General features: G+C 70.5%; 11 protein-coding genes. 4 read left to right on the plus strand and 7 right to left on the minus strand.

Annotated elements, in window-relative coordinates; all coding sequences use genetic code 11:
* Positions 1-3: 3 nt before the first annotated feature.
* Both ACGF3A_RS39905 and ACGF3A_RS39910 read right to left on the minus strand, forming a co-directional pair.
* The gene (locus ACGF3A_RS39905; protein WP_393735663.1) at positions 4-930 is read right to left on the minus strand and encodes a helix-turn-helix domain-containing protein; all 927 of its coding nucleotides are present in this window, start codon (positions 928-930) and stop codon (positions 4-6) included.
* Positions 915-1,664, minus strand: coding sequence for a hypothetical protein (locus ACGF3A_RS39910; RefSeq protein ID WP_393735461.1), 750 nt, complete (start codon positions 1,662-1,664; stop codon positions 915-917). The genes ACGF3A_RS39905 and ACGF3A_RS39910 overlap by 16 nt, the downstream gene beginning before the upstream one ends.
* A 105-nt stretch (positions 1,665-1,769) precedes the next feature.
* Between ACGF3A_RS39910 and ACGF3A_RS39915 the strand changes: the two genes are divergently transcribed.
* On the plus strand, positions 1,770-2,258 hold the full coding sequence (locus ACGF3A_RS39915) for a 4Fe-4S single cluster domain-containing protein (protein ID WP_393735462.1): 489 nt from the start codon (positions 1,770-1,772) through the stop codon (positions 2,256-2,258).
* Complete coding sequence (locus tag ACGF3A_RS39920) at positions 2,242-3,327, plus strand: hypothetical protein (RefSeq protein WP_393735463.1); 1,086 nt, start codon at positions 2,242-2,244, stop codon at positions 3,325-3,327. The genes ACGF3A_RS39915 and ACGF3A_RS39920 overlap by 17 nt, the downstream gene beginning before the upstream one ends.
* Positions 3,328-3,673: 346 nt before the next feature.
* Here the strand turns inward: ACGF3A_RS39920 and ACGF3A_RS39925 are convergent, their stop codons facing one another.
* Both ACGF3A_RS39925 and ACGF3A_RS39930 read right to left on the minus strand, forming a co-directional pair.
* A complete protein-coding gene (locus ACGF3A_RS39925) occupies positions 3,674-4,366 on the minus strand; it encodes a TetR/AcrR family transcriptional regulator (protein ID WP_393735464.1) in 693 nt (230 codons plus the stop codon).
* A gap of 75 nt (positions 4,367-4,441) precedes the next feature.
* Positions 4,442-4,921, minus strand: coding sequence for a nuclear transport factor 2 family protein (locus ACGF3A_RS39930; RefSeq protein WP_393735465.1), 480 nt, complete (start codon positions 4,919-4,921; stop codon positions 4,442-4,444).
* Positions 4,922-5,061: 140 nt separating this feature from the next.
* On the opposite strand from ACGF3A_RS39930, the gene ACGF3A_RS39935 reads away from it, so the two are divergent.
* The gene (locus ACGF3A_RS39935; protein WP_393735466.1) at positions 5,062-6,654 is read left to right on the plus strand and encodes an MFS transporter; all 1,593 of its coding nucleotides are present in this window, start codon (positions 5,062-5,064) and stop codon (positions 6,652-6,654) included.
* A 146-nt stretch (positions 6,655-6,800) separates the two neighbouring features.
* On the opposite strand, the gene ACGF3A_RS39940 is transcribed toward ACGF3A_RS39935, so the two are convergent.
* Genes ACGF3A_RS39940 through ACGF3A_RS39950 form a run of 3 tightly spaced genes read right to left on the minus strand, consistent with a single transcriptional unit; the run spans position 6,801 to position 9,840 of the window.
* Complete coding sequence (locus tag ACGF3A_RS39940; protein WP_393735467.1) at positions 6,801-7,538, minus strand: SDR family NAD(P)-dependent oxidoreductase; 738 nt, start codon at positions 7,536-7,538, stop codon at positions 6,801-6,803.
* A gap of 4 nt (positions 7,539-7,542) precedes the next feature.
* Positions 7,543-8,622 (minus strand): 3-oxoacyl-ACP synthase III family protein, encoded by a 1,080-nt coding sequence (locus tag ACGF3A_RS39945; protein WP_393735468.1) that lies wholly within the window; start codon positions 8,620-8,622, stop codon positions 7,543-7,545.
* A gap of 57 nt (positions 8,623-8,679) precedes the next feature.
* Positions 8,680-9,840, minus strand: coding sequence for a zinc-binding alcohol dehydrogenase family protein (locus ACGF3A_RS39950; RefSeq protein WP_393735469.1), 1,161 nt, complete (start codon positions 9,838-9,840; stop codon positions 8,680-8,682).
* Between the two features lie 181 nt (positions 9,841-10,021).
* Between ACGF3A_RS39950 and ACGF3A_RS39955 the strand changes: the two genes are divergently transcribed.
* Complete coding sequence (locus ACGF3A_RS39955; protein ID WP_393735470.1) at positions 10,022-10,651, plus strand: class I SAM-dependent methyltransferase; 630 nt, start codon at positions 10,022-10,024, stop codon at positions 10,649-10,651.
* Positions 10,652-10,676: the final 25 nt, after the last annotated feature.

Consider the following 10,676-nt stretch of genomic DNA (forward strand, 5'->3'; position numbering starts at 1 on the left):
AATTCATACCCGGGGGTGAGGGTGATGCTCGGCGCGCCATTCGGTCGGGGTGCGGCCCAGAGCACTGCGAAAGCGGCGGGAGAAGTGCGAGGCGTCAACGAACCCGCTGGCACGGGCGACGGCGGCGATGGTGAGGTCTGGTCGTGCGATCAGGCGTTGCTGAGCGGCTTCCAGGCGCAATTGCATGATTGATTCGCTGAGGGAGAGCGGCTGGGACTGCCAGAGCTGGAACAGTTTGCGCACCGAGATGGCGTGGGCCGCGGCGATGTCGTCAGGGCTGAGGCCCTGGTCGACGGCGTGCATGCGGAGGAAGAGCCTGATCCGGTCCAGGAGATGGTCGTGAGCGGCGGTGCGGGACGGGCCGTCGTCGTCCCGAGCCGCGCTGGCCACCAGCCCCTTCAGCAGGGCGACGGTCGCCTCGGCGGTGGACTCACGGGCCACGGGACCGGTCAGCAGTGGCGCGTTGCTGGACAGGGATGCCAGGTGGTCGCGGACCACCCCGTACAGAGGGCTGCTCGCCAGCCGGTGGTCGGCCCGGCGGACGGTCTCCACGCTCGACTCCAGGAGGGAGCGGTCGACCTGGACGAAGCCTGCCCTGTAGGCGGCGGAGGCATGGAAGGCGAAGGCCGTGTTCACATCCGTGACGTAGAGACCGCCGCGACGTAACGGGCGGCTGACGCCGTCGTGTTCGTAGTGACCGGGCCGGTCGCCGTCGAACAGCAGAAAGTAGACCCGCTCTGGATCGGCCCCTCGCCGGTCCGCGCTGGTGCGCTCGATCGCGAGGCCGCCGCCGATCGTCTCCGCGAAGAGGACCCCGCGGTCCAGCTCCATCCCGGACACGCGGGCTCGGGAGGACGTGGACGTGGGCCGCTCGGCGAGCGTACGGACCCGATGGGGTGAGCCCGATGTGGACGTCAGGAAGTCCGACATGGCCACGGCGCGATCCCTCGGTGCGAACCGCGAGGTGTCGAACAGCACCTGCATGTATCCGCCTCCCCCCGGAGCCACGGCCACCGCCTGCGCGCTCCTACGAGTAGAACCATGTGTAGCGTACAGGGGGCTTTGTGCGCGCACGCCGGAAAGGTGCTGCCATGCGACTCGTCGCCGTTGGTGCCGGTGAACGGCAGGCCCGGCGACCCTGGCGGCCTCACCCGACACCGGCGCCGTCGCTCGCCTCGGGACTGCCGCGGCAACGGGCCGAGCTGCGCAACGAGGGCGGGGGGCCGGCGTACGCCCTGGAGGAACTGGTCCTCGCCCTGCCCGTGCCCGCGCAGGCCGCTCAACTGCTCGACTTCACCGGGCTTCGCGTAGCTGTACGTCTTCCCGTTGATCTCCTTCGTCTTCGCTTCCCGCTCCTCGCCGTCGACCTTGAGCGTGGCGTGTTTCCCGGGGAAGCGGGCCTCCCAGGTGTAGCTGTCGGGGCCCGACGTGTTCGTCAGGGTCGACTTGTCCGCCCCGTTGTGGCGCAGGGTGAAGGTGTTGCCGCCGAGCTCGATGTCCTTGATCTGCAGCCAGTCCATGCCGGAGGGCAGCCGGGACCCCGTGCTGAGGGTCTTGTCCGGCGCGTCGGGCTCGACGCCCATCAGGCCCTCGCCGCTCCAAGCGTCGTTGAAGTACATCTTGAGCTTGTCGGCCTTGTACGTGAACTGCGGGTCGATCTGCACGCGCGCCGCGGAACGAGTCGAGGCAGGCAGCGGCGGGGACGTGGAGCGGCAGGAACCGACGGAAGAGGCCTATCTGCAGGCCGAGGAGGATCAGCAAGACCGCGCGTGGCAGCAGCGGTGAGGGGCCGGGCCGCCACCCCGTGGCGGCTGCACGCCACCCTTCCGCGCAGCGAGGCCAACGGTCCCGGGGTGCGGTACGTGATCTGGAGCCAGGGGTGTTCGCTGGGCTGCCCCGGCTGCTTCAACCCGTCGACGCATCCCGGCGAAGCGCCGCTGACGCGCACCGTGGAAGGCGTGGTGGCCGATGTGCTCGACGGGGCCGACGGCCTGGAGGGCGTGACGCTGAGCGGGGGCGAACCGCTCGAACAGCCGTGTGCCGTCGCCGAGTTCTGCGCCCGGATCAAGGAATGCAGCTCCCTCGGCATCATCGTCCTCACCGGGCTGACGCGCGGCGAGATCGAGGCTGACCGGGACCGGGCCGCGGCCGTCGCCGACGCGGACCTGGTCGTCGCGGGCCGCTACAACGCACGGCGGCATCACGGTCGAGGAACAGCGCGCGCTCGACGTACTGGACCAGGTGCGCCATGCGCGTGACCCCGAGTCCGACCTCATCACCTGGGACATCGCCGACGGTCTGGAGTCCCGGCGCGGGCGGCAGATGCCGAAGGCGCTCATGCCCCCGGACGCGCTCGGCAAGGTGCTGGAGCTGGCGACGAAGGAGCCGGGCCGCCGGGACCTGTACGTGCTCAAGGACTTCCACGCCTTCTGGGAACGCGACCACGCCGTCCGCAGGCGGCTGCGGAACCTCGCGCACAAGCTCGTCTTCACCGGCTCCTCGCTGGTCGTCACGACCCCGGTCCGTACGCTGCCGACCGAACTCACCGACGACGCCGTCGTCCTGGAGATGCCGCTCCCGGAGGGCGAGGCGCTGCGTGGTGAGCTCGACCATCTCATCGACAGCACGCAGGGCGTGAAGTCGACCCCGACACCGGCCGGACGGGGGCGGCTCGCCCAGGCGCGCCGGGCCTTCGCCAAGGCCATCGTCCGCGACGCGGTGCTCGACGACCGGGACATCGAGGCCGTGCTCGCCGAGAAGAAGGCCGTCTTCCGGGAGGACCAGGCTCTGGAGTACTACAGCGCGGAGGAGAGCCCCGAGGACCTCGGCGGTCTGGACGCGCTGAAGCAGTGGCTGCGGCTGCGGGAGCGGGCGTTCAGCGAGGAGGCGCCGGCGTACGGGCTGCCCGCGCCCAAGGGCATCTTGCCCTGTCCGCCGGGGCCGTGCAGCCAGCGTGCGGCGAGCCGCGTGCCGCGGTCGTCCCGCCACTCCCGCAGCTCCCGCAGCTCGGCGTCGCGTCCGGTGAAGTCCACGACGGAGAACCGGGAGTTGAGCATCCGGCTCGGCAACTCGGCCAGGAACTCCGGGCTCACGTCCGGGGTCTCCCGCCAGTTCTCCAGCACGTGGACGGGCAGCCCGTCGCCGAACACATGGATGTCGGCGCCGACCGTCCCGTACGCGAAGCCGCCGGTCGCGGTGACCCGCTGCTCGGAACTCATTGCCGCGCGGCCTGCCCGCCCTCGTCACGCGGGGGCGGCGTCGGCGCGGCGTGGTAGTGGGCGTCGCCACCCTGGACACCGATCGCCACGCCGTTGCTGTGGGCCGTGACGTGCTGGATCTGCGCGGGCTTCTCGTCCGACACCGGCTCTACGCCCAAGTGCCGTGTCAGTGACCGCAGTTCGTCAGCCCGCTCAGGTCGGTCGCGCAGGAGGACGAGCAGCTGTTCGCGCCAGAGGTCGGTCAGAGCCTCCCGGGTTCCGGGGTCCTCCGTCGCCCCCACCACCGCCGACGCGCCCGTCGTCGCCAGAGCAATCACGGCTTCCCCCACTGGGGTCCCCCTCGCTCTCCGCAGCCACGCCGTTCCTCGGTCAACTGCCGTAAGGCCAACGGTAAACGGCCTCTGTACAAGCCGTCAGTGGATCGGTCCGGCCACCCTCCAACAGGAAGAAAGGTGTCAGGTGGCGGGGGCGCGGAAGCCTGCGACGAGGTAGGTGATCAGGCGGGTTTCTGTGTCGGGGGAGTCTTCGCTGGGGTTTTCGTTGGGGTTGAGGTCGAGGAGAGCGCCGGATTGCCAGAGGCCGAGGAGGCCGATCATGGCGGTGTGGCGGAGGACGGCCTCGTTCCGTGGGAGGTGGGGGAGTGCGCGGATGACTGCTTCTTTGTAGCGCCCTTCCACGTCGCGGACCTCGTCGCTGAAGATGGTGCGCATCTGGGGGCTGGGGTCGGAGATGACGCGGCCGATGAAGCGCGCGGTGTGTTCGCCGTGCTCGTGGTGTGCGGTGGTGGGGTCGGTGGTCTCGTTCGGTGTGGGGATGAGGTGGATGCCGGTGGAGACGAATGCGTGGACCAGTTGTTCGATGGTGGGGGTGGTGTCGTCCTCTTCCAGTTTGTCGAGGAGTTGGCGGCGGCGTTGGTTCATGGGGCCGACGGCGCGGGTGATGACGGCGCGGAGCAGTCCTTCCTTGGAGCGGAAGTGGTAGTTGACCGCTGCTACGTTGGCGCCTGCGCGTTCGGTGGCCGCGCGTAGTGATGTGCCTGTGAAGCCGCGCTCGGCGAAGAGGGCCTCGGCGGCGTCGAGGAGGCGTTCCCTGGTGGCCGCGCTGGAGCGGGAAGTGGCGCGTGAACTGTTTCCCGTCGTTCTCTCCACGAGTGCGGACCGCACCTTCCATCTGGTCGGATCGCTGGACAGGAGTCCAGCTTAGAGCCTCGACCGGGAAGTGTTTCAAGCGCCCGCTTGAAACGGGGTGCCGCCGCCCAGGTCAAGCGGGAGGCCCGCGGCGACGGCCTCGGCCATGACCTCGGCGGCGTGCTTGCTGTCGTTGTACTCGCGGATGGCGGCGATGCGGCCGTCCCGCACTTCGAAGACGTGCGCGTAGTGGTTGTTGTACTCGGTGCCGTTGCGCAGGTGTCCGAGGCTGACGGACTCGGCGCAGACCGTGTCGCCCTCGGCGAGCATGCTGAGGATCTCCGTGCGCGGCTCGCCCTCGCGGAAGATGTTCAGCGCCGAGGGGAGCATCGTCTCCAGCAGCTCCTTCTTGCTGTGAACGCCGGATCCGGGGATGTTCCTGGCGCTGATCGTCCAGGTGGCGTCCTCGGCGAGCAGGGCGTCGAGTTCTCGCAGGTCCTGCCGGTTGAGCGCGTCGATGAAGGCGCGGACCGTCTCCTTCTTCCCTGCCTCGGCTCCCGGTTGGGGCTGACCCATCAGCGTGCCTCCTTGGTTGCGAGCGGTCGGTTCGTCTTCTAGCGTAGTTGAATCAAGCGAGCGTTTGAAGCGAACGATTCAAATGATTGTTGCGCATGCCTGGCGGCGAGGACTGTCGGGCCGACCAGGGGAGAAGAGCCGTGGACGACGTACGGAGCGGGGGCCCGGAGCGCCCCGCGGAGGGGGCGCCGGGGTTGGGGAGGCGGCGTGCCGTGCTCGCGGTGCTGTGCGTGGCGCTGATGATGATCGTGAGCATGGTGGTGTCGCTGACGGTCGCGCTGCCGGACATCGCCGGGGATCTGGGTGCCAGTCAGACCGAGCTGCTGTGGATCATGAATTCCTACGGGCTCGTCTTCGCGGGGCTCCTGCTGCCCGCGGGTGCGTTGGGTGACCGTTACGGCCGCAAGGGCATGCTGCTGGCCGGTATCGGCGTCTTCGGTGCGGCCTCGGCCGGGGCGCTGTGGGCCGATCAGCCGGGGGCGCTGATCGCGTTGCGTGTGGTGGCGGGCGCGGGCGCCGCGATGATCATGCCGATGACGCTGTCGATCGTCACCACGACCTTCCCCGCCAAGGAACGCGCGGGCGCCGTGGCCATCTGGTCGGCGGTCTCCGCGGGCGGCGCGCTGATGGGCCTGCTGCTCGCGGGGGCGCTGCTGGAGGGCTTCTCGTGGCGCTCGGTCTTCGGTCTGAGCCTGGCGCTCGCCGTGGTCTCGGCCCTGGGGGTGGTGGCCGTGGTGCCCACCTCCCGGGATCCGGAGGGCACGGCCGTCGATGTCGTGGGCGCCGTGCTGTCGGTGGTGGGGCTGTGCGCGGTGGTGTACGCGATCGTCGAGGGGCCGGAGCGGGGCTGGAGCGACGCGGCCGTCGTCGCGGGAGCCGTCGGGGGAGCGGTGGCGCTGGTCGCCTTCGTCCTGTGGGAGCTGCGGGTGGAGCATCCGCTGCTGGACCCCCGGTTCTTCCGGATCGGTGCCTTCTCCGCCGGGTCGGTGGTCATCGTGATGGCCAGCGTGGGGATCTTCGGGCTCTTCTACATCCTGTTGCAGTACCTGCAGTGGCTCAAGGACTATTCGCCGCTGACGGCGGGGCTCGCGCTGATGCCGATGATGCTCGCGGTCGGCGCCGTCTCGCCCGCTGCTCCGGTGCTGGTGCGCCGGTTGGGGCTCAGGGTCGTGCTGACCGTGGCCATGCTCGTGATCGCGGTGGGGATGGGGGTGCTGGCCACGCTGGACGAGGGTTCCTCGTACGGGCCACTGGCTGCGGGCACCGTGGTCGTCGGGGCGGGGATCGCGCTGTGTCTGGCGCCTGCCACTGATTCCATCGTGGCCTCGTTGCCGCCTGCCAAGCAGGGGGTGGCCTCCGCGGTCAACGACGTGACCCGTGAGGTTGGTGGCGCGCTCGGGATCGCCGTTTTGGGCAGTGCCTTCAACAGCGGCTACCGGGGCGGGATCGGCGAGCGGGAGGGCGAGATTCCCGCGCAGGCCCTCGGGGCCGCGCGCTCGTCGGTCGACGCGGCGCTCGCCACCGCCGAACGCCTCGGCGGGAGCGCGGGGGAGAAGCTGGCCGCGGCGGCTCGCCATGCCTTCGCCTCCGGGATGGACCGCGCCATGCTCGTCGCGGCCCTGTGTGTCTTCGCCGGAGCCCTGGCCGTCCTCCTCCTCGCCCCCGGCCGGACCGAGAGCGTCCGCCTCCAGCAGCGCCAGGAACGCCAGCACACGGAGGCCCGCCAGGGGTGAGCAGGGCGCCGACGGTGACTGAGCTGATCGGGGTGACCGTGGTGACCGGACGCGCGGCCCGGGCCGGGGGACGGCGGCCCGGCCCGGGACCGTGGGCGGGCCCGGCCACGGTCCCGGGTTCGGAATCGGGGTCTCTTCGTGGGGCATCAGATCGACATGCCGCCGTCGGCTGGAAGCACCGTGCCCGTGACGTACCGGGCCTCGTCCGAGGCCAGGAACGCCAGGGCCGCGCATGTCGACTCGGGCGGGGCGAAGTAGCCCGCGGGGATGAGGGCGCGGAGTCGTTCGCGTTGGTCGTCCGGGAGTGAGCTGATCATGCGGGTCTCCGCCACGGGGGAGACGGCGTTCACCGTGACCTGGAAGCGCGCCAGCTCCTTCGCGGCGGTCTTGGTGAGCCCGATGACTCCCGCCTTGGCCGCGGCGTAGGCGGCCTGTCCGGGGTTGCCGTGCGTGCCCGCGTACGAGGTCACGTTGATCACGCGGCCCCCGCCCTGCCGCCGGAAGGCCGGGACGCAGGCGCGGATGAAGCGGAACGGGCCGCCGAGGTGCACGCCGAGGACCGCTTCCCAGTCCTCGTCGCTGAGGTTCCAGAGGAACCTGTCCCGCAGGAAGCCGGCGTTGTTGATCAGGACGTCCACCCGGCCGGTGTCGGCGAGCACCTCCGCGACGACGGCTTCGGCGTCGGCCGTACGGGCCACGTCGGCGGGCCGGAAGCGGGAGCCCTCCAGCGCGTCGGAGGCGTGCTTGAGGCGGTCCTCGTCGCGGCCGATCAGCCACACCACCGCGCCGGCGGCGTGGAAGTGGCGTGCGGCGGCCAGGCCGATGCCGCTGCTCGCGCCGGTGACGAGCACGGTCCTGCCCTGGAAGTCATGGGGAGTCTGCACGGTCTCACCTCGCCGGAACGGGCCGGAAGTCGTCGTCGGAGCACCAGCGCACGAGCGCGGCGCCGTAGTTGAGCCCGCCGCCGAAGGCGAGCAGCAGGGCCAGGTCCCCGGGCCGCAACCGCCGGGCCGCGGCGGCCTCCTGGAGGACCAGGGGTACGGAGGCCCCCGAGGTGTTGCCGAACCGCTCGACATTGGTCAGCGTCTTGGTCAGGGGCTGGTCGAGTGCCTCCAGGACCCCGTGCACGAGGCGGAGGTTGGCCTGGTGCACGGCGAAGAAGTCGATGTCGTCGGCGGTCAGTCCCGCCCCCTTGAGGAACTCCCGGACGAAGTCGGGGATGACGCCGAGCACGAACGCGCGGATGTCGGGCCCGCGCATCGTGGTGAAGTTGTCCCCGAAACCGGAGGACTTGGCCCCGCCGTCCGAGGCGGCGACCCGGGCCTCGCGCGCCGCGTACACGGACCAGTAGTGCCGAGGATCGCTGCGCAGCAGCACGTCCTCGACGCCCCGGCCCGTGACGGTCGGCTCCAGCAGATAGCAGGCGGCGGCGTCGCCGAAGATGACGCCGACGGTACGGTCCTCCGGGTCGAACAGCCGCGTGCTCACATCGGTGAGAACCACCGCGACGCGTTCGTAGCCCGGCGAACGGACGTACTTCGCGCCGACGTCGAGGGCGAAGACCGCGCCCGGACAGCCCCCGCTGTTGACGTCGAACCCCGGCGTCCCCTCCAGCCCGGCCTTCCGCATGAGTGCCGCGGCGGTGTTCGGCAGCATGTGGTCGGGGGTGTAGGTGCCGCACACCACGAGGTCCACGTCCCGTGCCGCGATGCCCCGGCGGGCGCAGGCGTCCTCCAGCGCCCGTGCGCCCAGGTCCGAGGACCACTGGCCGGGGGCGGCGAACCGGCGCTCCCGGATCCCGATGCGCTCGCGGATCCAGGCGTCGCTCGTCGGAAGGACGCTCGCCAGCTCGGCATTGGGCACCATGCGCTCGGGCAGGCAGGAGCCGATGGCGCTGATCCCGACCCCGGGCGGCGGGCCGTCTTCGGGTGGCGGCCCGTCTTCGGGCGACGGCGGATGTTCCCTCACGGCCTGGCCACCTTTCGCTGGGCTGCGGTCCTGCGGGCGTACGCGCTCACGCGGGGGTCACGCGGGATTCACGCGGTAGAGGGGGAAGTAGCCGGCGACCTTTCCCGCCGCGTAGTCCTCCACGAGCTGCGGCACCTCGTCGAAGGCGTAGATCCCGGCCGGGTCGATCCAGGGGATCCAGCCGGTCCGTTCCTGGTGGTCGCGGATGGCGGGGGAGTCGGCGTACCGCCATACGTGCGTGTTCACGTGCAGGTGGCGTCGGATGCACTCGCTCGCGCGCAGGTGGAAGGTGCGCATGCCCGCCTTCCAGCCGACCGTCGTCAGCACGCCCTCACGGGCGAGGGCCTTGACGGTGGCCTTGTGGAGCGGGGCGCCGATGTTGTCGACGAACACCGAGGCGCCCGCGCCGTCGCTGAGCTCGCCGACGGTCCGCAGGAATTCCCGCTCCGAGGAGCGGTAGCGCTCCCGCTCCGTGTCGCTCGGCGGTCCGGACTCCGGGTCCAGCGCCAGATGCGGGAAGGCGCGCCGGTCGACGGGGGTGATGCCGCGCGCGGCGAGGAAGTCCAGCCTGCTGTCGCTGCTCGCGGTCATGGCGACACGGAACCCCTCCCGGCGGGCCAGCTCCATCTCCGCCAGTACAACGCCGCCGCCCCAGCCGAAGACCAGGTGATCGCCCGGGTCCGCGTCCGGCAATTGCGCCCGCCAGCAGCGGCGGGCGACGTTCCAGTTGTCCCAGGCGGTGAAATAGCGGGCGTAGGCGGCCCATTGAGGGAGTGAATACGGGCTGTCTTCCGGTATGGGCAGCAGGAGGTCTTCCTGGATTTTCGTCCGCTTCGCCAGCAGGCCGATCGTACGCGGTTCCTCGTAGGCGAAAACCGTCTCCGCATAGCCGAATCTGTCCCGTTTCCCGAAGGGCATCACCATGCAGATTGTGCCCTCTTCCAGCGCGGTGGACCCGGCGCGCAGCACGCGGACGATCCCGAGGTTTCCCAGCACCACGGAGTCCTCCTCCCGGAGATGGCACACATCGATCGGCTGCCGGGACAGTGCATGCTCGATGTTCGCCTCCCAGGATCCGAAGAGCGGCTCCACCAGCGCCTCTTCGTCCGACGGTGCGGAGAAGGAGAAGGATTCCCTGTGGAGTTCACCCCGGGGTGCCGGCGCCGACGGCCCGCTCCCGGGGCCCGCGCGCAGAACCCATGCCTCGGTCTGCTCCATGTGTCGCCCCCTGAATTCCTGGAGTCTTCCGCAAATTGTTCTACCCGAGCCCGGGCGCCGCCGCAATGAGGAATGCGAATTTCTACGACGTGGTGGTTGTACGGAAAGGTAGAACGACGCGGAGGTAGAATTACCGTCCACTATTGCTATTCCGTGAGGCTACGGGTTAACGTCGCTCGCCATGAAGAGCAACCGGTTATCTCCGATATGGGCCCGGCAGTACGACAGGCTCTCCGAGAAGTTGGAGCACCGCTTCGACGGATCGCGGCTGCGTTCCGGCCTGGTCGGAAACCTGACCGGTCGGGTGGTGGAGATCGGTGCGGGCACGGGACGGAACCTCCCGCACTACGCCGAGGCCGACCACGTCGTGGCCGTCGAGCCGTCCGCAGGAATGCGCTCGGTCCTGGAGGGCCGGGTCGCCTCGGCCCCCGTCAGCGCGGAGATGCGGGTGGCGACCGGCGAGCGGCTCCCCTTCGCCGACGAGGAGTTCGACGCCGCCGTGGGCACGCTGCTGCTGTGCGTCGTCGACGATCCCCGCGTCGTCCTCGCCGAGATCCACCGGGTGCTGAGACCCGGCGGCGTCTTCTCCTTCTTCGAGCACGTCCGGGACACCGGAGCCCGGGGCCGCAAACAGGACCGCTGGGAACCGGTGCTGCGCAGGGCGCTCTTCGGCTGCCGCCCCAACCGCCGCACCCTCGACGTGATGCGCGAGACGGGGTTCGACGTGCGGAGCTCCGCGCCACCCGTCGAGTTCAGCCCCAAGCCGCCGCTCAGCGGCCCGTACCTCACCGGTACGGCGACCCGCCTGTGACCGGCGGCGACGGAGAGGCACAGGT

Origin of the sequence: Streptomyces sp. NPDC048172, from assembly GCF_043202595.1 — a bacterium.
Taxonomy (GTDB): domain Bacteria; phylum Actinomycetota; class Actinomycetes; order Streptomycetales; family Streptomycetaceae; genus Streptomyces.

Bases quoted from the DNA above. Each gene is read 5' to 3' on its own strand.
- ACGF3A_RS39905 (WP_393735663.1), bottom strand. From the start codon at position 930: ATGTCGGACTTCCTGACGTCCACATCGGGCTCACCCCATCGGGTCCGT.
- ACGF3A_RS39930 (WP_393735465.1), bottom strand. From the start codon at position 4,921: ATGGGTCAGCCCCAACCGGGAGCCGAGGCAGGGAAGAAGGAGACGGTC.
- ACGF3A_RS39950 (WP_393735469.1), bottom strand. From the start codon at position 9,840: ATGGAGCAGACCGAGGCATGGGTTCTGCGCGCGGGCCCCGGGAGCGGG.
- ACGF3A_RS39955 (WP_393735470.1), top strand. From the start codon at position 10,022: ATGAAGAGCAACCGGTTATCTCCGATATGGGCCCGGCAGTACGACAGG.